18 protein-coding genes and 1 pseudogene are annotated in these 19,090 nt (G+C 70.5%); 9 read left to right on the plus strand and 10 right to left on the minus strand.

Annotated features, from left to right (window positions below):
- Nucleotides 1–358: 358 nt before the first annotated feature.
- Nucleotides 359–1,495 carry an LUD domain-containing protein gene (locus AC4OXY_RS06295; protein ID WP_376292384.1) on the minus strand — a complete coding sequence of 379 codons (1,137 nt, stop codon included), beginning with the start codon at nucleotides 1,493–1,495 and terminating at the stop codon, nucleotides 359–361.
- A gap of 161 nt (nucleotides 1,496–1,656) precedes the next feature.
- Here AC4OXY_RS06295 and sigJ point away from each other — a divergent pair, with 161 nt between their 5' ends.
- Nucleotides 1,657–2,610, plus strand: coding sequence for an RNA polymerase sigma factor SigJ (gene sigJ / locus AC4OXY_RS06300; RefSeq protein ID WP_491993379.1), 954 nt, complete (start codon nucleotides 1,657–1,659; stop codon nucleotides 2,608–2,610).
- 44 nt (nucleotides 2,611–2,654) lie between these two features.
- On the opposite strand, the gene AC4OXY_RS06305 is transcribed toward sigJ, so the two are convergent.
- Entirely contained in the window at nucleotides 2,655–2,921 is a 267-nt protein-coding gene (locus AC4OXY_RS06305) for a hypothetical protein (protein WP_491994835.1), read from the minus strand.
- Between AC4OXY_RS06305 and AC4OXY_RS06310 the strand changes: the two genes are divergently transcribed.
- A complete protein-coding gene (locus AC4OXY_RS06310) occupies nucleotides 2,902–3,303 on the plus strand; it encodes a Mu transposase domain-containing protein (protein WP_491994799.1) in 402 nt (133 codons plus the stop codon). The genes AC4OXY_RS06305 and AC4OXY_RS06310 overlap by 20 nt on opposite strands.
- Nucleotides 3,304–3,344: 41 nt before the next feature.
- Nucleotides 3,345–3,599, plus strand: a complete 255-nt coding sequence (locus AC4OXY_RS06315; RefSeq protein ID WP_376292375.1) for a hypothetical protein — start codon at nucleotides 3,345–3,347, stop codon at nucleotides 3,597–3,599.
- A 425-nt stretch (nucleotides 3,600–4,024) separates the two neighbouring features.
- Here AC4OXY_RS06315 and AC4OXY_RS06320 read toward each other — a convergent pair whose 3' ends face one another.
- Entirely contained in the window at nucleotides 4,025–4,945 is a 921-nt protein-coding gene (locus AC4OXY_RS06320; RefSeq protein ID WP_491993380.1) for an EamA family transporter, read from the minus strand.
- Between the two features lie 52 nt (nucleotides 4,946–4,997).
- On the opposite strand from AC4OXY_RS06320, the gene AC4OXY_RS06325 reads away from it, so the two are divergent.
- Nucleotides 4,998–5,522 (plus strand): MarR family winged helix-turn-helix transcriptional regulator, encoded by a 525-nt coding sequence (locus AC4OXY_RS06325; RefSeq protein WP_376292372.1) that lies wholly within the window; start codon nucleotides 4,998–5,000, stop codon nucleotides 5,520–5,522.
- 50 nt (nucleotides 5,523–5,572) lie between these two features.
- Here the strand turns inward: AC4OXY_RS06325 and AC4OXY_RS06330 are convergent.
- The 4 genes and pseudogenes from AC4OXY_RS06330 to AC4OXY_RS06345 all read right to left on the minus strand — a co-directional run.
- A pseudogene (locus AC4OXY_RS06330) lies at nucleotides 5,573–5,780 on the minus strand (ISL3 family transposase); the annotation flags it as partial.
- A 450-nt stretch (nucleotides 5,781–6,230) separates the two neighbouring features.
- Entirely contained in the window at nucleotides 6,231–6,659 is a 429-nt protein-coding gene (locus AC4OXY_RS06335; protein ID WP_491993381.1) for a thioredoxin family protein, read from the minus strand.
- 7 nt (nucleotides 6,660–6,666) lie between these two features.
- Entirely contained in the window at nucleotides 6,667–7,116 is a 450-nt protein-coding gene (locus AC4OXY_RS06340) for a DUF4395 domain-containing protein (RefSeq protein ID WP_356038200.1), read from the minus strand.
- Nucleotides 7,117–7,586: 470 nt separating this feature from the next.
- Nucleotides 7,587–8,471 (minus strand): hypothetical protein, encoded by an 885-nt coding sequence (locus AC4OXY_RS06345; protein WP_356038085.1) that lies wholly within the window; start codon nucleotides 8,469–8,471, stop codon nucleotides 7,587–7,589.
- A gap of 353 nt (nucleotides 8,472–8,824) precedes the next feature.
- Here AC4OXY_RS06345 and AC4OXY_RS06350 point away from each other — a divergent pair, with 353 nt between their 5' ends.
- Entirely contained in the window at nucleotides 8,825–9,475 is a 651-nt protein-coding gene (locus AC4OXY_RS06350; RefSeq protein WP_356038034.1) for a papain-like cysteine protease family protein, read from the plus strand.
- 59 nt (nucleotides 9,476–9,534) lie between these two features.
- Entirely contained in the window at nucleotides 9,535–10,380 is an 846-nt protein-coding gene (locus AC4OXY_RS06355; RefSeq protein WP_491993382.1) for a hypothetical protein, read from the plus strand.
- Between the two features lie 368 nt (nucleotides 10,381–10,748).
- Here the strand turns inward: AC4OXY_RS06355 and AC4OXY_RS06360 are convergent, their stop codons facing one another.
- Together AC4OXY_RS06360 and AC4OXY_RS06365 are read right to left on the minus strand one after the other, a co-directional pair.
- Nucleotides 10,749–12,017 (minus strand): protein kinase domain-containing protein, encoded by a 1,269-nt coding sequence (locus tag AC4OXY_RS06360; RefSeq protein ID WP_402070755.1) that lies wholly within the window; start codon nucleotides 12,015–12,017, stop codon nucleotides 10,749–10,751.
- A gap of 243 nt (nucleotides 12,018–12,260) precedes the next feature.
- Complete coding sequence (locus AC4OXY_RS06365) at nucleotides 12,261–13,475, minus strand: trypsin-like serine peptidase (protein ID WP_491993383.1); 1,215 nt, start codon at nucleotides 13,473–13,475, stop codon at nucleotides 12,261–12,263.
- A 533-nt stretch (nucleotides 13,476–14,008) separates the two neighbouring features.
- Between AC4OXY_RS06365 and AC4OXY_RS06370 the strand changes: the two genes are divergently transcribed.
- Nucleotides 14,009–16,786: an ATP-binding protein gene (locus tag AC4OXY_RS06370; protein ID WP_491993384.1), complete on the plus strand. Its 2,778-nt coding sequence runs from the start codon at nucleotides 14,009–14,011 to the stop codon at nucleotides 16,784–16,786.
- Between the two features lie 750 nt (nucleotides 16,787–17,536).
- On the plus strand, nucleotides 17,537–18,094 hold the full coding sequence (locus AC4OXY_RS06375; protein WP_376295554.1) for a DinB family protein: 558 nt from the start codon (nucleotides 17,537–17,539) through the stop codon (nucleotides 18,092–18,094).
- Nucleotides 18,095–18,419: 325 nt separating this feature from the next.
- Here the strand turns inward: AC4OXY_RS06375 and AC4OXY_RS06380 are convergent, their stop codons facing one another.
- On the minus strand, nucleotides 18,420–18,587 hold the full coding sequence (locus tag AC4OXY_RS06380; protein WP_491993385.1) for a hypothetical protein: 168 nt from the start codon (nucleotides 18,585–18,587) through the stop codon (nucleotides 18,420–18,422).
- On the opposite strand from AC4OXY_RS06380, the gene AC4OXY_RS06385 reads away from it, so the two are divergent.
- Entirely contained in the window at nucleotides 18,586–18,798 is a 213-nt protein-coding gene (locus tag AC4OXY_RS06385; protein WP_362817040.1) for a hypothetical protein, read from the plus strand. The two genes, AC4OXY_RS06380 and AC4OXY_RS06385, sit on opposite strands and share 2 nt — an antisense overlap.
- The last annotated feature ends 292 nt before the right edge of the window (nucleotides 18,799–19,090 follow it).

The following is a 19,090-nucleotide window of genomic DNA, read 5'->3' on the forward strand; positions in this document are numbered from 1 at the left end:
CGGCCTTGCCGCGTCCACGAGTTGAGACGGATGCGGATCCGCACGAACTCCTGGACAAAGAGCAAGGCCGGTCAGCCGAGGGGTACGGCCGGGAGGCGCACCCGCGGCGGGTAGCCGACTTTCCGGCCCGGCCCGGCGTGGCCAGGCCGGGCCGGGCCGGGCATCGATTCGTCGTCAGCACGGCGCCGCGCCCGCTGAGCACAGCAAAGTTTCGGAACCCTGCTGCGTGAGCAGGGCCGTGCCCTCGCGATCGTCCGTCGTCGCCGTTCAGCCGGCCACCGACGTGTGCACCTACGCTCCGCCACAGCCAGTGGAGGCACGCCTTGCGGGGAGCAGCCCTTGGACGACTCCTGGTGGTTCAGAATCCGATGGCTTCGCGCAACAGCAGGACGGTGCCGCGCCCGGGCTGCGGCTCCGCGTTGAGGACGAGGAGACGGTTGACCGCGCTCGGCTGCCCGTAGACGGCCTGGGCGCGCGCGGTCTCCAGCGGAAGGGCGTGCTCCTCGACCCGGCGCAGAGCGCTGTTCAGGTCGGGCACCACCTTCTGCGCCCCGACGACCCAGATCGCCCTTGCGGCGCCGCCGGCGGAGGCGGGCAGCTGGCTGCCGCTGCCCGAGGCGATGACGAGCGAGCCGGTCTCAGTGACGGCCGCGACGCTGGCGACGAAGACGTCGGGGGTGGCCACCAGCCTGCGGATCTGGTCGAACTCGGTGGCGCGGTCCATCGTCAGCACGCGCGGCCGGATGGCCTGGTAGCGGTCGCCCGTCTCGATGTCCCGCGCGATACCGGAGAGCCGAAGGGTCTCGCTGGCCCCGGTGAACACGCCCGCGCCCTCCGGTATCAGATCCCTGACGCGGGCGCGGGCCGCCGCGGCGTCGTCGAGCAGTTCGGCGGTAAAGCCGTTCGCCCGCAGCGCCGCGACCGCCCGGTCCAGCCGCTCGACGGACGCCGGTGCGCCGAAGTCGTCGGCCGCACCCGTGGCCGACGCGTCCGCCTCAATCGTGCCCGGCGCCCGGCCTGCGTCCTCGGGCTTACCGGACCCATGCCCCTGAGCGTCGGGGCCGGGCGCCGAACCCCGGAGCGGGGTGGTGTCGACGTACCTGACCTCGTAGACCCGCTCGGTGAACTTCCAACCCTCCGGTGTACGCCGGTAGGTGTCGTGGTAAATGGCGAAGTTCAGGCCCGAGCGGCCGTCGAGCACGCGCGCGATCTCCTGCATATAGGTGCGACCGGTGGCGGTGTCGCCGTCGATCCGGATCGTGCCCGGGTGGCTGTTCTGCACGAAGAAGTCCCACTGACTCTGCAGGCGTTCGCCTCCGGTCCGGATCTCCTCCCGGCCGATGAGCTCGACCGGGACGTTGGGCATGCGCAGAACGCCGTCGGGGGTGAACAGCGCGGCGAGGCGGGCACGGTCGCGCATCATCGCGGCGTCGGTGAACTCCCCGCGCAGCGCCTCGATCTCGACGCGGTCGGCGATCTCCTGGAAGTCGTTCATGCTCAGCGTCCTGTCTCGTCGTGTCCTGTGGACGGTGTGCTCCTCTTCACCAGTCCGACCACGCAGCCCCGCCGAATGTGAGGCGCACCGCCGACCTCACATTCCGCCGCTCTGATTCGTCGTAATGGAGAGGGACCGTGAACAAGGGAGCCGGAGAGCGTATGACCACCCCGTCGGAACACACACAGCGGCAGACAGACGAGCAGCAGGACCCGGGTCTGAGCACGATCATGAGCGAGCGGCGACAGCTGCTCAATCTCTCCTACCGGCTGCTCGGTTCCCTGGCCGACGCGGAGGACGTCGTCCAGGAGACCTACACCCGCTGGTACGCGATGTCCCGGGCGCAGCAGGAGGCCATCGAGTCGCCGGGTGCCTGGCTGACGAAGGTGGCCAGCCGCATCTGCCTGACCCTGCTCGGCTCTGCGCGCGCCCGGCGGGAGACCTACGTCGGCGAATGGGTCCCGGAGCCGCTGCCCGACCCGGCCGAGTGGATCGCCGGGGCGGCGGGCGGCGCCGTCGTGGACCCGGCCGACCGGATCACCCTCGACGAGTCGGTGACCATGGCCTTCCTGGTCGTGTTCGAGTCGATGACTCCGGCCGAGCGCGTCTCGTTCGTGCTGCACGACGTCTTCCGCTACCCGTTCGCCGAGGTGGCCGGGATCGTCGGCCGCAGCCCGGCGGCGTGTCGTCAGCTGGCGTCCTCGGCCCGCCGTCGCATCGCCGCCGCGCGGGCCGGGGCGAGCCCGAACGCGGCCCGGCAGGCGAGCGTCGTCCGGCAGTTCAGGGCGGCCTGGGAGGCGCAGGACATCGAGGCCCTGCTCGGCCTGCTCGACCCGGGCGCCACCGCGATCTCCGACGGCGGTGGCCGCGCCATCGCCCACCTGCTGCCGATCGAGGGCGCGGAACAGATCGCCCACCTCTACCGCACGATCGCCCGGTTCGCGCCGCCCCGCACGATCCTTGAGCGCACGGTCAACGGGCTGCCGGGCCTGGTGGTCGAGTCCGAGGGCCGGATCGAGACGGTGTTCGCGTTCGAGGTCTCCGACGACGACCGGATCACGCGCATATGGGCAGTACGCAACCCGGACAAGCTCCACCCATGGCAACTGTCCTGACCGTCCCCACGGGCCGGCGACGGTGGTCAGGCCTCCGCCTGCTCTCAGGTGCCGTCAGCGGCGTCCTCGGCGAGCAGGCCCAAGGCGTCGCTGTGGAACCGGCGTTCGGCGTCGCGCCACGGAACGCTGAAGAAGGCTCGCTGAGCTTCGGCAAGGTCGCAGCTCAACAGGCCCGTGGTGACGAACACGGCTTCGACTCCACGGATTCCGTTGTCGTTGAGGAACTGCCGGAGGACATCCGCGTCGCTGCTTGCCTCCCAGATGGGCCGGGAAGTCTCCCGCACGGCAGCGATGCAGATCCGCCGGGCCATCCGGCGCCGGACGGACCGCCGAGGCCCGCGCCGAGGAACAGCACGCGCTGCCCGAGAATCCGTTGGCCGCGGCCCTTGGGACGACGTCGAAGTCGCCAACGGCGCGACACTCTCCATCGATTCGGTTCGGTATTCGGTTCCGCGCCGGCTGGCCGGGCAGACCGTCTGGGCCCGCTTCCACGGCGACGAGGTCGTCGTCACCACGGTCACCGAGACCGCCGCCGTCGAGGCCGCCCGTCACCAGCGATCCGCCCCGGGCGTCCCGTCGGTCAAGGACGAGCCCTGCCCGCCCCGCGAGGACAGGGAAGGCGACCGCCCCCCCGAAAGCCAGCAGCGCCGAAGAGGCCGCCTTCTTGCGGCTCGAACCGAGGCCGCGTCCTAGTGGAGCCCCCAGCGGCCGGCGCCCGCAGAATGCGGCCGGAGATGGCCGAGGCCGACCAACTCGCCAAACTCCACGGCGCCGCCGAGGCTGACCAGGCCCTGGGCACCGCGGCGCCGGCCCGCCGGCTCACCGAGAACGACCTCATCTCCATCCTCGACCACCACATCGGACGCCGCGTTCCCGAGCCGACCCGCCCCTCCAGGGGCCACAGCCTGCAGCCGGGCACATCCGCCTCGCCCCGCTGCGCCGTCGCCCCTGAAGGAGAGGGGACTAGCGACGGCCACCGCTCTTCGTAACGTCCCCGGCTCGCACGGCGACCCCCTCGCCGGGGCGATGGAACTGACCCGCAGACTCAAACTCCCCGACATTCGGCGGGCATTGACCGACCTGCTCCCCGTAATCAGGGCCCATAGGCGGGACCCGGCCGAAGGGGTTCTGCTGGCCGCGGAAGCCGCCGGCGATGATGCCGCCAACTTCCGCACCCACCGCAGGCGGTCCGGGTTCCCCGCGGGAAAGCCCCCGGGTCACAGTGCAGAGCTTCCCGCAGCGGGGAGCGTATGGCGTCGTCCAGTGGTGGGGCCAAACGCACAGGTTCCGTGAGGCGATCAGTCGATCGCTACCCGTGATATCAGCGATGTGTGGTGAGACGGCGGAAGTTCGCTCGTCCTCGCGCGTATCCCTGCCCGGGCTCTGCCCGCGCTTCTACCCGCATTTCTGATCGTCACGGGGCATTGCGCGTAGAGGGTGCTTGCACGGGACGCTCGTCGGCTACCGAATGGGGAGGTACCTGACTTCTGTCGCGTCGGCCCGCGCGCTTGGATTGACCGAGGACAACTCCGGCCAGGACCAGGACCAGTCCGCACAGTTGCTGAACAGTCAGCGTCTCTCCGGCGACAGCTGTGCCGAGCAGGACGCCGGTGACAGGGTTGAGCAGTCCGATCAGTCCGACGGTTCCTGCCGGCAGGTACCGCAGTCCGGTGAACCAGGCGGTGAAGGCCAGCGCGGTGGCGACGAGGGCGACGTAGCCGAACGCGAGGAGAGTCGGCGTCGAGAGCGCGGGTGGAGGGCCTTCCACTGCGGCGGCGACCGGGAGCAGGAACAGACCGCCGGCGGTTAGCTGCCAGGCGGTCGAGGCGAGCACATCGACACCGGCACTCCACCGTTTGGCCAGGATGTGCCCGAAGGACGACACCAGCATGGCGGCGGTCGAGGCGAGGACGCCCGGCACGCTCACCCCCTCCGTCCCGGTGAGCAGCATGAGGCAGACCCCGGCGAGTCCGATCGCGGCGCAGGCCAGGTGGGCGGTCCGGGGACGTTCGGACACCAGGGGCCAGGCTATGAGCATCATCGTCAGCGGGGACACCGCCATGACGGTCGAGGCGACGCTTGTCGGAAGCAGTTGGGAGGCGGCGTAAACGAGGACGAAGAACACGCTCATGTTGAGCAGCCCGAGCACCGCGGACCGCCACCACCACGCGCCGCGCGGCCGCTGTCTGCGCAGGGCGAGCAGGACAAGGCCGGCGGGCAGCGCCCGCAGGGCAGCCCCGTAGAGCGGGCGGTCGGCCGGCAGGAACTCGTGCGTGACGAAGTAGTTGGTTCCCCAGGCCACCGGTGCGACCGCGGTCAGTGCTGCCCAGCGCATATTAGCTTCCATGGAAGCTAATATAACTTCCCGGGAAGTTATCATGGGGTGCATGGAGCACGGCGAACCGATGGACCGCGTGGCCCGCATCCAGGCGGACTGGCGCCGCGAGCGCCCCGACGTCGACATCACCCCGCAGGGAGTGATCGGACGGCTGCACCGCCTGGCCGACCGACTCACGGAGGAACTCTGCCTCGTGTACGGCCACTACGGCCTCAGCGAGGGAGAGTTCGACGTGCTGTGCGCGCTGCGCCGCGCCGGGGACCCATACGAGCGGGCACCCGGTGAGCTCGCCGCGCACACCATGGTCACCACCGGCGCGATGACGAAGCGGATCGACCGCCTGGAGCGAGCCGGACTCGTCACCCGCCGCCGCGCCGACGACGATCAGCGCGGCCGGATCGTCGCCCTCACGAAACCCGGACGTGAACTGATCGACCGCGCGTTCACCGACCACATGCGCAACGAACGCCACCTGCTGGATCTACTGACGCCCACCGAGGCCGAGTCACTGGAGGCTCTGCTCACGAACTGGCTCTCCCGCATGGAGCATCCGCGTCCTTCCCGCGGTGACTGACCCGCCCCCGGGGTCTGCGACCGGCGCCTTGGCAGCTCTGACGGAAGCCCTCATGAGCAGAGCATGACCCGCTTGTGCAGGAGGCCGAAGCCGACGCGGCCGAACATCTGTCGTCTGAGCATCTACCGTCTGATCGTCTCGATCCGGTTGACTGCTCCTTCGACCGGGCCGGAATTCCAGTCACTGGTCAGCCCGGCAGTCACCGCATCGGAGTCGTTGTTCAGGCCCGGCCGCGAAACTGCTGATACCAGGCAGGTCGGCGTCGGTGGCCTCGCCGATCCGCTCCGGCGGGGCGGGTACTGCTGAGGGTCCGCTCTTTCCAGGATCGCAGGCCCTGCGGCAGCGGCCCTTTCGCCCAGAGCGGCGACTGCCTTGGGTCGACACAGTACGCGAGCACCTCGCCATGAGGGCCACCGACGCCGGGCTCCGCCTGCCCCGTTCTGTCTGACCCGCAAGGCCGAGGACTCCGAGGCCACACCACGCGAGCGGGACACCGTCCTGGCGCTGCTGGAACACCTGGGCACCATCCACCCCGACCACGAACGCCCCGCCCAGCACGCCATCCGCCTCTACCGGGCCTGCGGACCCAACGACGCCGCCCGGCACGCCTGCAATCCCCGCCCCGCAAGACGCCTCAGCGACCTCGGCCTCGAACACGACCCGGCCACCCAAGCCCTCATCACAGCCCGGACCCGCCGGACTCGGCGATCAGTCCGCCGTAGCCAACTCCACCGCCGACACCACATCGGCCCGGGTCGGCGCCCCGGAGGCGCGGCGCACGACGCGACCAGCGCGGTCGAGGACCAGCACCGTAGGCGTGCGCATCACCTCGACGCGACGCACCAGGTCGAGCCGCGCCTCGGCGTCGATCTCCACCAGGCGCACGCCGGGCGTCTCGGCGGCCACGCCGACCAGCAGTCGCCGGGTGCCGGGGCAGGTCGCGCACAGGGCTGTCGAGAACTGCACCAGCGTCGCCCTCTCGCCGAGCGCCGCACCCAGCTCACCGGAGGACAAACGCAGCGCGTCGCCCCGGCCACCGTCGCGCAGCCTGCCGTCGCGACGGACGCGGACCAGCCCGAAGACGGTCGCGGCCACCAGCACGACGGCGGCCACGATCAGCCCGGTCGGATCGCTCACGGCCGCCTCACCCCTGGCTCAGACGGGCCCGGCTGCGGACCGCGAGCAGGTAGAGCTCGCAGCCCAGGCAGTAGCCGAAGGCTGCGTTCAGGAAGGCTGCCGCGAGCGCCGCCGCGCTCGCTGCGATGCCGAGCCAGGTGGCACCGGACAGGTAACCCGCCGCGCCGACGACCGCGAAGCCCAGGCCGACGGCCTGCGCGAACCGCGGCGGCCGCTCGTCCTCAAGCTCCTGCGGCGGCCCGAGACGGGGACGCACCAACCGACGGTAGAGCCAGCCGTACGGGGACCAGCGCAATCCCAGAACCGCACCGAGAGCGAAGACGGCGCCCTGCGCCGCGAGCAGCACGCCGCTGCCGGTGACCAGGACCAGAAGCAGAACGAGGGTGGTGAGAACGGCGGCGAAGCGCGGCCCACGCGGGTCGACGCGGACGGGCACACCGGGGGTGCGGTCGGGCATGGAGAACTCCGGGACGGTAGGGAGGGATTCCGGTGGGTGGGGCGCGCGGTCAACAACACGCGGCGGACCACACGCGACCGAAATCGATGTGCGCCCTGATCACCAGGAACGTCGCGGAGAACATGCCGTCATTGCAGCAGTCACCCGCACCGCGGTCAATCACCGCCCACCTGCCGGACACACGGGGGCCGACCAACGGGGGGTCAGGAACGGCCCTCACAGCACCGGGGTGAGCTGGAACCGGTACGCGTGCCCGATCAGCAGTCGTTTCCGCATTCGAATAGGCCGGTTTTCGATCGTTCCGCGAAAAAAATTCATCCGATGACGGCCTCTGCCACTCCTGCCCCCCGCACCCGCACCATTCGTCCAGCCGCCGCGGAGGAGAGCCCTCGGTCCGCCAACCCACCATGGTCACGGCTGCCGTTGCGTCCGCAGTCATGCGAGTTCCAGCGTGATCGCGCGGACAACTCCTAGTCCCATTCCCACGTGATGCCGAGGACGCCCGGCCGTATCTGCTGCTCCACGAGGTGGACGGAGCCATGGGCGTTCAGTGTCAGATCGGCGACCGCCTCGCGAGGGGCGGTCGCGGAGGGGCGGGAGAAGCGGCGGCAGTGGACGGGCAGGGCGGTGCGGTCGAAGCCGATCTGGAGGACGTACTGGCCGCCGCCGTAGGTGAAGCCACGAACGTACTCATGGCTGGGCGCGCCGGTTCCGTCCTCGAAGCGGTACCCCAGGACGGCGGTCTCGCCGGCTCTCAACCGCCCGTCGAAGAGCAGTTCTACGACGATCACTCCCGAAGCGCCGTGACGTCGGATCCGCCCGACCCGGCAGTTGCCGAGACCTCGTACCCGTACTCGTTCCGTGTCGCAGCCAGGGTCGCCGTGATGGATGGCGACATAGCGGTCGACGCCATCGCGGTGGGCCCGTACGACGTGTTGGGAGTCGCGTGCGGTGAGCTCTCGATGGGCACCGATGTGAACGTGCTCGTAGTGGATGACGGTGTGCAGCCCGCCGTCCGCCGGTGCCGCCAGACTCGCCAGCAGCGATTCGAGCGCGGCGGCCGGTTCGAGCAGGGTGCGATACGGGCGGGCCGCCGGGGGACGGCCGCTGGTGGCACGTGGGCCTATCAGACGGGTGAGGGCCTGCGGCGGAAGCTCCAGGACCTCCTCCAGCGCGGTGACGGCACGAAGCGACTCGGGCCGCTCGGGCCGCCGCACCCCGCGCTGCCAGTAACTGAGGCTGGTCACACCGACACGTATGCCGCGCTGGGCGAGCCGGTGCTGCACGCGATGCAGAGCCAGCCCGCGCGCGGCGAGCGCGGCCCGCAGCGCGGCGGAGAACGGGCCGGTGCGCAGGACTTCGGCGAGTTCGGCCTCGGGGGTGGGGCGGCGGGACGAGCCGGGGGCTGGACCGGCGGCGGAGCGTGGGGTGGTGCGGCGATCGGTGCTGTGTGCTGTCACTTGGGCCTCCCCCCCACCCCCCTCGGATCGTTCATCTATGAACGTTCACTTCCCCGTCCTGGAACAGGGCGTGACGCGCGCTGCCACCTGCTGGTACCTGCTGTGGCGTTCACAACCGTACGGGTGGTGTTCACTTCGCCGCCAGCCCTGTGGATAACGTCATTGACCGAAACCCGACAAGAGATCGATGCTGCTGTCGCAGCGTCCGGACGCGCTCCTCCACCCCCACCCTGACTGGGAGGAACGCCATGTCCATCACCACCCGGGGTCGCAGACGGCTGGCGTCAACGGCCCTCGCGGCCGTCGCCTTCCTGGCGGCCGCCCTCGTGCCCACGGCAACCGCTCACGCCGCTCCGCGCTCCGCCTCTGACGCCGCCCCGCACGCCGCTCCTCGGGCCGCGGCTCACCCCGCCGTTCCCGCCGCCAAGCGGCTCAACATCACCATGCAGGCCCAGGAGAACAGCAACTGGTGCTGGGCGGCGAGCGGCGACACCATCGCCTCGTGGTTCGGGCGCAACTACACCCAGAACCAGTTCTGTGACGCCGCCTTCAACCGGCCCCAGGGCAGCGCCTGCGGCAACTGGCAGGCCGCGTTGGACGACGTGCAGAACGCCCTCGACTGGATGGGTATCAACCCGGGCAGATACGTGAGCGGCTACCTGCGCTACAGCACCGTGCAGACGGAGATCAGCGCCGATCGCCCGGTCGAGACGCGCATCGAGTGGAACTCCGGGGGCGGGCACATGCATGTGCTGTACGGCTACGACACCTCCACCAACCAGGTCTACTGGGGCGACCCGTGGCCCTCCAACTACCGTTACAACTGGGGGGATTACGACTACTACGTGAGCAACAACACGTTCACGTGGACCCACTCGCTCTACGGGATCGGAGCGTGACCCCGATGACGCCGATCCGCACGTCACCGACCCAGACGTCACCAACCCCGAGGTCGTCGATGCACCGCACGCCGAACGGGCACGCGCCCGCCGGCCGTAAGCCCGTCCGCAAGAGCGCGGCGGTCATGGCGCTCGCCGTCACCGCGACCCTCGGCGCTCTCGCCCCCGCCACCGCCCACGCGGCGACCGCCGGCACCCTCCCCGCGCCCTTCACCGCCGCCGACACCACTCAGGCACATGATGCGGCGTCGACCCCGGCCACCCTCCTCACCCTCTCTCGCTTCTTCGCCCGCGACGGCGCGACCGCACAGCGCGCGGCCCGGCCGCACCTCGTCGGGCCGTCGGTCACCGTCTCCTTCCTCGACCCGGGGTTCGTCGCGGGGCGCCCGGGCGCCCCCGTGGCCGACCGGCAGTTCGTCGCGACCAAGGCGGTCTCCGCGGACGGCCAGGTCGCCTCGGTGTGGACCGCACGGACGGCGAAGGGCTGGAAGGTCGTCAACATCGCGACCGGCGGCGACGAGACCGACTACGTCAGCGAGGCGCACGGCATCGGAACCGTCTTCGAGGAACCGCAGATCGACGCGTGGTACATGGTGCGCGACGGCCGTGTGCTGCCGCTCGACCCCGACGCACGGCGCGCCGTGGGCAACGGCGGCATGATACTCGCCGCCTACCAGCACCTGGTCCACGCGAAATACGGCGACAAGCTCCCGGGGTCCGCCTACGACCGGGCGGGCAAGGGCGGCGGTTACGGCGGTACGGCCGCGCCCCCGCGCGTGTCCGCCGCCCCTACGGCGGCTGCCGGAGCAGCCGTCACCGCGGGCACCGCCACTGCGGCTGTCGCCGCCTTGCTCGGCACCTGCTTCGGCCTCCGCCGCCTGCGCCGCTCGCGCCGCGTCGGCTGAGTGGGCTTCCCGGGCCGGATCCCCGGACCCCCGTGCCTCAGGCTCATCCCCGGTCTGGCGCACGGGGGTGAGCCGCGGCCGGACCCGTGCCGACGGGCGCCCGGACTTCGCGCCCATCGGCATCAGCGTCCACGCCTTGCCGCCAAGTGGTCTCGTTCCCGGGGTACTTGGGCCGCCGCCCGATCCCAGCTCTCCATCACATCCACCGCTCCCCCGGCTCTCCGTACCGCGCGATGGCCCCGGGGTCGGTCGCGTTCGGTCGCCTCCGGTCGTATTCGTTGGCGTTCGGCTTGGACGCACGACGGCCCGGCACTCCGCGACCCGCACCGCGGATTCGGCGGCCTGAGCAGGGCAGCCGCAAGACAGGTCTACCTCTGTTGAGGTGTGCCGGGAGACAGGGTGATCCGCAGGATGGCGTGACGTGAGACCTGGCTGCCGGGCGAGGGTGTCTGTTCACACACGCGGCCGACGGGCGTGCCGGGGTGAGGGCACGCCCGGTGTCGGACGGGCTGGACGCGTACGCCGACTGCCTGGGCGCTCGATCGGGCTTCGGCCATCGTGTCACCGATCAGCGAGGGTGCCGCGATCCGGGGACGAGCGGGGGCGTGGGATCCGATGATCACGTAGGTGCACACGGCGGCTCCCAGCAGCACCGCCATCGCCTGGAGTGGCCGGCGGATGCGCAGTCGGCGCACGGGGCGGTCCTTCCGGGGATCCCGGGGCGGCTGTGGCTGGGTGTGCCGAAGCGTCGCAGGCGGAGCGGGCGGGGCCAGCGGAGCCGACGTGACCGGCGTGGCACGTTCTGTGAGTACCTTCCCGATGGCGTCGCGCATCTCTTCGGCGGTCTGGTACCGGTCCGCACGGTCCTTGGCCAGCGCGCGCAGGACCAGGGTGTCGTAGGCGGCGGGCAACTGCGGGACGTGGACGGAGGGAGGCACCGGCGGTTCCGAGAGGTGCTTCATGGCCACCGCCAGCGGGCTGTCACCGGTGAACGGGGGTCGGCGGGTGAGCAGTTCGTACAGCAGGCAGCCGGTCGAGTACAGGTCGGTACGGACGTCCACCTGCTCGCCCCGGGCCTGCTCCGGTGAGAGATACTCGGCCGTGCCCACCACCACCGACGTACGGGTGAGGGTCGTACCCGCCCGATCCACGGAGCGGGCGATACCGAAATCCGTCACCTTCACGGTGCCCTCGTCGCCGAGCATGACGTTCGCCGGTTTGATGTCCCGGTGGACGATGCCGTGACGGTGGGCGTGATCGAGCGCCTCCAGCACGCCGGCGGTGAGTTCCAGCGCGTACTCGGGCCCGACGACCGGTTCCTCGCGCACGAGTTGGAGCAGTGTGGCGCCCTTGACGTACTCCATCACGAGGTACGGGACGAGGTGACCGTCGATCGTGTCCTCGCCCGCGTCGTACACGGCGACGACGGACGGGTGGCCCAACAGCGCCGCCGAGACGACCTCACGGCGGAAACGCGCCCAGTGTTCGGCATCGGCCGCCAGTTCCGGCCGGAGCGTCTTCACGGCGACCTGGCGGAACAGCAACACATCGTATGCCAGCCATACTTCGGCCATCCCCCCGTGCCCCAGGACCTCTTCCAGACGGTAGCGTCCGCCCAGATGACGTGAGCGATCCATGGTGTTCCCCCCTCGTTGCCGACTTCCGCCGAGGCACCGTAGGGGCCGTTCTTGTGGGATCTCTGTGATCCGGGGCCGACCTTGTGGCACGCCCCGGCAGTGGTCGGGGGCCGCGCCCCGACACTCCGGCGGACACCGGCGGACACCGACGGCCTGCGCAGACCCGGCGGGCTCACACGGGCTCTGACGGCCAACGCGAAGGGCCGCCCCTGTCGACAGGAGCGGCCCTTCGTCACGCGTGTGTCACTGTCCGCCGTACTTCCGGCTCATGCTCTCGTACACCGCCTTCGCCTCCTGGCCCAACGGCGGGCCCGCGAGCCAGGAGTGGTCGGCCGGGCCGATCGAAGTGTTCGACACCAGCACGGTCTTGCCGTTCACCACCCGGAACCAGCCACCGCCCGACGAACCGCCGGTCATGGTGCAGCCGATGCGGTACATGTCCGGCAGCGCCGGGCCCATGGAGAGCCGGCCGGGCCGATCGAGGCACTTGAACATCTTCAGGCCGTTGTACGGCGGTGCCGCCGGGTATCCCCAGGCGCCCATCTCGGCGACCTGGTTCGCCGAGGGCGCGGAGAAGTCCACGTCGAGCGCCGCGCCGACGGTCTCCTCCAGCGACTTGCCGCTGCCGTTCTCCGGCTTCACGTGCAGGACGGAGTAGTCGTACGGGGACCCGTCGTTGCCCACCTCGGCGCCTCGCTGGATCCATTCGTTCGAGGTCGAGACCCAGTCCGCCCACCAGGTGCCGTACGGAGCGGCCTCGGCGGCGCCGGCGGTGCGCATCTGCGCCGCGGAGTCGCCGTCGTCGTTGTACGACGGCACGAAGGCGATGTTGCGGTACCAGCCGCCGTCGCGCCCGGCGTGCACGCAGTGGCCGGCGGTCCACACGAGGTTGGACCTGCCGGGGTGGTTGACGTCCTTGATGACCGTGCCGGAGCAGACCATCGGGCCACGGGGCGAGTCGAAGAAGACCTTGCCGACCGGGGCGGAGTACTGGTGGTACGGGGTCTTCTCGGGCAGGGCCTGCACGGGCCGCGGGGGCTGATCGCTCGTGCCCTGCCCGGCGGAGGCGTCCTGGGTGGAGACCGTCTTGTTGGCCTCCTGCGCCGACTGCATCCGGTCCGGCTTCCACAGTCCCTTGATCACCGGGTTGACGAAGTCCTTGGCGTCCCTGAGCCACTTGGACTTGTCCCAGTTCTTCCAGCCGCCGCTCTCCCACTGGGAGACGTCGATCCCGTGCTCCTTCAGCTTGTTCGCGAGGCCGGCCGGAACCTGGACCTTGCCGTCGGCGCCGTCGGCCGACTGGGAAGCGGTGGCACCTGCGCCGCCGTTCGCCGTGTGCGAACCGGAGCCGCCGCAGGCGGTCGCGGTGAGTGCGAGGGCCGCGGCGAGCCCGGTGGTGGCGAGAACGGTGCGCTGCCGTCCGCGTCGACGTGCGAAGGGCACAGATATGGAACGCATGGTGCGATATCCCCCGTTGGAACGTGTACTTGCTCGGCCGTGTCCACGCAGGCCGATACTGAGCGCGGTCACGCGCTGCGCGCACGAGAGGAAGGACTCATGTTTTTGGAGGCCTCTCACGTGCGACACCCCACTATGCCTGGGGAGTCGCGGGCGAACGGAGGAGAGGCGGTGAAAGTTCCCGTCAGACGCGCCGGGACCTTCATCGCCGGATCGTCGAACGCGCCATCGCGCGGCTCATCGAACGCCGGCGTCGCCATCGCCGCTACGAGCACAGGCCCGAGCACGTCGCATCGGCAGCTTGTCCGCGCGGTTGAAGACCCGAACCGCCCCGTCCTGCCGCGGGCTTGTGTGGTCACCGAGCAGGCGGCGCGTCGGGATCGCGACTCGACCGGTACCCCCCTGCGGCGGCACACGGCATACCACTTCTCCTCCCCGCCGGGAAGGCCATCGACACGATTCCTGCACATTTCGGCCACGGAGCGCCCCACTTCGCTAGGCTGGCCAACAGGCTGGGGAGCGAGGGGAATAGCGTGCCGGAGCAGGAGCGCAGCGAGAGGCGAGTTGGTTCGGCAGGCCCCAGCCGGGCGGTAACGCCCCTGTACGAGCGTGACGTTGAAGTGGCCGCCGCGCGGGCGGCAGTTGAGGCGCTGTGCAACCGCTCGGCGGACGGCGGTGGTTCAGGTGGCGGGCTGCTGTTCTTGAGCGGCGCCGCGGGGCTGGGCAAGACGACTTTGCTGGCGGAGATCCGAGGCATGGCCGCCGCCCACGGGTGCACGGTCCTGTCCGCGCGCGGCAGCGAGCAGGAGCTTACGGTTCCCTTCCACGTCGTCCGGCAGTTGTTGCAGCCTGTCCTGGCGTCCTGCGCCGAGGCCGAGCGTCGCGAGATCTTCGGGGGCTGGTACGAGATCGCGGGGCCGGCCGTCGGCCTCTTCGCGCAGCAGGCCGGTAGCGCCGTGCCGGATCCACAGGGCGTCCGGGACGGGCTGGACTGGGTGCTCACCCAACTCGCCGTGCGCAGGGCGCCGATCGTCATGGTCGTCGACGATGCTCACTGGGGTGATGCGGAGTCCCTCACCTGGCTGGCCACGTTCGCCGTGCGAGTGCAGGAACTTCCCGTCCTGATCGTCCTGGGGTACCGCCCGGACGAACTGCCCGCCGAGGCCGAGGCGTTCCGTGAACTGGTCGGCGGCCGCGGCTCGCATCCGATCACCGTGCGCGCCCTCAGCCCGGAGTCGGTCGCAAAGCTGGTGCGCGGCGCACTCGGGCCGGAGGCGGACGATCCGTTCTGCCGCGAGTGCTGGGCCGTCACCGGCGGTAACCCCTACGAGACCGTCGAACTCGTCGCCAAGGTCCAGGACCGAGGTCTCACCCCCTCCGAGGAGTCGGCCCATCTGCTGCGAGTCCTTGGTGCGTCCTCCCGCGGCACCGGACTGGTCAAGCGACTGGAGAAGCTCGGCAACCGGGCCGTGCGGCTTGCCTGGGCGGCAGCGGTACTCGGTACCGAGATCTCCCCCGAACTGGTGGCTTCGGTGGCCGGGCTGCCACCGGCCGAGGCTCAGGACGCCACGGACACACTGCGCGTCGCTCGTATCCTGACCGGCACCAGGACGCTTGAGTTCGTCCACCCCCTCATCGCCACTGCCGTGTACCGGGCCATTCCTTCGGCGATGCGCACCGCCATTCACGGGCAGGCCGCCTGTGCGGTGATCGACGCGGGCCTGAACATCACTGTCGCCGCCCGGCACCTGCTGGAGACCCATCCGGGCAACGACCCACAGACCGTCGAGCAACTGCGCGCGGCCGCGCGGGAGAACCTTCGCCAAGGCGCCCCGGACGCCGCTCATCGCTGCCTGGAGCGTGCGCTGCGCGAACCGCCCCCGGCCGAGGAGCGCGCGGCGGTGCTCTACGAGCTCGGCTGCTCTGCTCTGCTCACCTCCCCGGCCACCACGGTCAACCACCTCTCTGCGGCCTTGGAGCTTCCCGACCTCGACCCCGCGCTCAGAGAGGACGCCACTTTCCGATTGGCCCAGGCCCTCGCCCACAACGACCAGCTCGGCGAGGCAGCCGCTGTGGTGGGGGCCGAGGCCGCCCACACACGGTCGTACGGGGCGCGGCTGCGCCTGCAGGCCGCGCACCACCTGTGGCGGGTCTTCGACGCGCAGGAGGTACAGGCGCCTGTACGTTCCCGTCGACTCGCGCGGCTCGCCGAGCATCTGTCCGGGCAGAACGTCGGAGAGAAGGCCTTGTTGTGCCTGCGTACCTGGGACGCCACGCTGCGCGGTGAGCCGGCCGAACGCGCGCTGGCCGTCGCCACACGCGCCGTGGGGCTCAGCTACACCGACCCCGACTGGGGCTTCGAACTGCCCAGCATCACCGCGCTCGGATACATGTACGCCGACCAGTGCGACCGTGCGGAGGAACTGTTCAGCTCCGCCATCGCCGAATGCCAGCAGGTCGGTTGGAGCGGAGCTCACCTCTCTTTCGGCTTCAACCTCCTCGGCCTGGTCCACTTCCGGCGCGGAATGCTCGCCGAGGCCGAGCGCTGCGCGCGTGAGGCGGTCCGGCTGGCCGACCGCGTCGGCCCCAGGTTGCCCGCCAAGTGGTACGCGGTCGGTCTGCTGCTCGACGTCCTGCTGGCCCGCGGCCACAGCGAGGAAGCGCTGAGCGTCGCCGAGATGCACGACTTCGCGCCCCCTTACCCCAACGCGGTGGTCTTCCCGGACCCCCAGGCGCTGTACGGGCGCCTGCTGCTCGCCCGTGGCCGTCGTGAGGAAGCCATCGCCCAACTCACCGCCGCTGGGGAACGACTGGAGGCCAAGGGCATACTCAATCCGACCTGGTGTCCCTGGGCGGGACACCTCGCCCTCGCCCTCGCCCCGGACGAGCCCACGAGCGCCCGCGCTCTCGCAGCGCAGTCACTGCGCCGAGCGGAGCGTTACGGCACGCCCACCGCCAAAGGTGAGGCGTTGCGCTTCAGCGCGGCGGTGTCCGAGGACGGGGACGCCCTCGTGCTGCTGGCGCGCGCGGTGGAGACGCTCAGCAAGTCCCCGAACCAGTACCTGTACGCCGAGGCACTGGTTGACTTCGCCATCGCCCTCAGACGCTGCGGCCGTGCCGAGCGAGCGGCGGAACTCCTCTTCGAGGGTGCTGATGTGGCGGAGCGGTGCGGCGCAGAAGGCCTCGCGGCGCGGGCGCGCGCGGAGATCGCCGCAGCGGGCCTGCGGCCGAATGAACCGCGCACCACTGCGCAGTGGGAAGAGCGGACAGCAGAGCCGCACCATGCGGACACCGGGGAACTACGGCACTGACACCGCCCAGCACACGTAAGTCGCCCGGGTCGCGACAGAGTGACATCCCGGGCAGCGGGGTCTCCCGGGCTGTCTTTCCTGCCGCCACGGAGTGAGGAGGCCGCTGATGCGGGTACAGGCGGGGCGGGGCTGAGTCGACGGTCGCGGTCCGTGCAGGTGTCCAGGGCAACGCGCAGGTGCCGTTCGTGCCTGATGGCTCGGCGGTCGGCGCACTCAGGCAGCAGCGGGCCTGACCGGTGAGCGAGCTGCGCTGCCGGACGTTCCCTGCGCAACTCGGTCTCGACCTCACTCCCGGCGCCCTGCGGCGATCAAGACTCGCGGACCGATCACCCCACCGACCCGAGCCCCACCTCCGCCAACGGGGCCGGGCCCTACAAAGCCACGTCGGCCGGCCGACGAGTTCGCGATGCAGTGACATCGCTTCTCATCGACATTGATCACACCAGTCCCACCAGAGCGTGATGGCGGCGGGCCGTGTTTCGACATGCAGAATGCGGTGCCGATAGGCCGGTACAGTCCGTCGCCCGGCATCGCTCGATGCTCGTTCCCTGCCGCCGACCAACCAGATGAGCTGTCTTCTCGGCCCGGGCGGCAGCCTGCGGCAGTACGAGTGCCGAGAGTTGGTCGTCACTGCGGTCCGTCCTTTGTCCTTGGCAACTGGCAAACTGGCAATTTAGGACAGCATCTGACCGCAATGGCTCCTAGTGTGGTCCTTGACCGACGGAACAGGAACACCGGAAGGCGGAGACCATGACCTCCAACGAGCTGACCACCCGCGACCTGGCTGGGGAGCCGGCCGTCACCGGTGAGCGCGCCGAATTGCTGGAGATGCTGGCCAAGCACCGGCACTACCTGCGCTTCACCACCCGTGACCTCACCGATGAGCAGGCGGGGCTGCGGACCACCGCCAGCGAGCTCTGCCTGGGCGGCTTGATCAAGCACGTCGCCGCGGTCGAGCGGAACTGGGGAGAGTTCATCCTCAACGGCCCGTCGGCTTTGGGAGACTTCACGGCCATGACCGAGGCCGACTGGGCCCGGCGGGCCGACGAGTTCCGGCTGCTGCCCGGTGAGACGCTGGCTGGTGTGCTGGCCGACTACGCCGAGGTGGCCCGCCGGACAGACGACCTGGTCGCCACTCTGCCCGACCTGGAGACCGCGCAGCCGTTGCCGAAAGCCCCGTGGTTCGAGCCCGGCGCGCAGTGGTCGGCCCGCCGGGTGCTGATGCACATCATCGCCGAGACCGCTCAGCACGCCGGCCACGCCGACATCATCCGCGAGTCCCTGGACGGCGCCAAGAGCATGGGCTGACCGACGGCGCGGTGAAGGGCTGTCAGGCGGGCCGTCAACAGGACCACGGCCGGATCGCGACAGCTGACCGGCTGCCTGTGACAACACCTCCCCTGCTTCCACCCGACCTGTCCCCCCAAATCCCTCACAACACCCACGGCGTAGCTCGGCCCACGCCGTGAACCGGCGTCACAGGACAGGGCGTGGATGGGAGCGGCCCTCACGCCGGGCACGGCGCAGCGGCGGGCTCCGAACAGGACCCGCCGCTGCCCACCGACACGGCACGCCGAGCTGGTGCGGCCTGCGGATGGCACGCTCGCCCCACGCCGTACAACCTAAAGCCGCTTCAGACGGCCGAGGCGTCGATCACGGAGCGGTAGCGGACATCGTTCTCCACCCCCCTGTTAAAGGCCTCGCTGATCTCCGCTGCACTGACCAACTCGATGCCTGAGTCGAGCGCGTGGGCCGCGCAGAAGTCGAGAATCTCCTGGGCCTCCCGGCTGCCGCCCATCATGGAGCCGACCAAAGTCGTCGGTGGAGTGGAAGTGGTCCGCGCCGAGCCGCTCGGCGCCCTCCCGCTTGTTCTCGCTGTGGCTGAAACCAGTGACGTCGGCACCCAGAGTATGTGCGATCTTGACGCCGATGCGTTCAAGGCCGATGGCCAGGACCGGCCACCCGCCGGCAAACTCGTCTGGGTCGAACTGCGCATGACACCCAGCCCATGAGACCGGACCTCATGTCGTTGATGACGACCATGTCGCCACGGCTGACGATGCTGGGGCGGCCCGGCGTCGGCGACGCAGCCTCCGCCGCGGCCGGGCGATCCGCGGTGACCTCATCAGCCGAGCGGCTCTCTCATCGTTCACTGGTTCATCGGCGTCACGCACCCGGGCGCTGATCCTGGGGACGCCGTAAGCCAAGCCGGAACCGGCGTGGGCCGCGAGGATCCGCCGGTCAGCCCCGTGTCGTCGGCGCCCGCGCTTCGATGCGGTCCGGCGGTGGCGGTCGTAACGGTTC

Source organism: Streptomyces sp. HUAS MG56 (assembly GCF_058673395.1).

What these genes read in the sequence shown, in the direction of transcription:
- AC4OXY_RS06380 (WP_491993385.1), bottom strand. Translation starts at nt 18,587, where the DNA reads ATGATGGGCGGCAGCCGGGAGGCCCAGGAGATTCTCGACTTCTGCGCG.
- AC4OXY_RS06320 (WP_491993380.1), bottom strand. Translation starts at nt 4,945, where the DNA reads ATGCGCTGGGCAGCACTGACCGCGGTCGCACCGGTGGCCTGGGGAACC.
- AC4OXY_RS06340 (WP_356038200.1), bottom strand. Translation starts at nt 7,116, where the DNA reads ATGCCCGACCGCACCCCCGGTGTGCCCGTCCGCGTCGACCCGCGTGGG.
- AC4OXY_RS06385 (WP_362817040.1), top strand. Translation starts at nt 18,586, where the DNA reads ATGGAGCCGACCAAAGTCGTCGGTGGAGTGGAAGTGGTCCGCGCCGAG.
- AC4OXY_RS06295 (WP_376292384.1), bottom strand. Translation starts at nt 1,495, where the DNA reads ATGAACGACTTCCAGGAGATCGCCGACCGCGTCGAGATCGAGGCGCTG.
- AC4OXY_RS06360 (WP_402070755.1), bottom strand. Translation starts at nt 12,017, where the DNA reads ATGGATCGCTCACGTCATCTGGGCGGACGCTACCGTCTGGAAGAGGTC.
- sigJ (WP_491993379.1), top strand. Translation starts at nt 1,657, where the DNA reads ATGACCACCCCGTCGGAACACACACAGCGGCAGACAGACGAGCAGCAG.
- AC4OXY_RS06350 (WP_356038034.1), top strand. Translation starts at nt 8,825, where the DNA reads ATGTCCATCACCACCCGGGGTCGCAGACGGCTGGCGTCAACGGCCCTC.
- AC4OXY_RS06355 (WP_491993382.1), top strand. Translation starts at nt 9,535, where the DNA reads ATGCACCGCACGCCGAACGGGCACGCGCCCGCCGGCCGTAAGCCCGTC.
- AC4OXY_RS06325 (WP_376292372.1), top strand. Translation starts at nt 4,998, where the DNA reads ATGGAGCACGGCGAACCGATGGACCGCGTGGCCCGCATCCAGGCGGAC.
- AC4OXY_RS06365 (WP_491993383.1), bottom strand. Translation starts at nt 13,475, where the DNA reads ATGCGTTCCATATCTGTGCCCTTCGCACGTCGACGCGGACGGCAGCGC.
- AC4OXY_RS06315 (WP_376292375.1), top strand. Translation starts at nt 3,345, where the DNA reads ATGGCCGAGGCCGACCAACTCGCCAAACTCCACGGCGCCGCCGAGGCT.
- AC4OXY_RS06305 (WP_491994835.1), bottom strand. Translation starts at nt 2,921, where the DNA reads ATGGCCCGGCGGATCTGCATCGCTGCCGTGCGGGAGACTTCCCGGCCC.
- AC4OXY_RS06310 (WP_491994799.1), top strand. Translation starts at nt 2,902, where the DNA reads ATGCAGATCCGCCGGGCCATCCGGCGCCGGACGGACCGCCGAGGCCCG.
- AC4OXY_RS06375 (WP_376295554.1), top strand. Translation starts at nt 17,537, where the DNA reads ATGACCTCCAACGAGCTGACCACCCGCGACCTGGCTGGGGAGCCGGCC.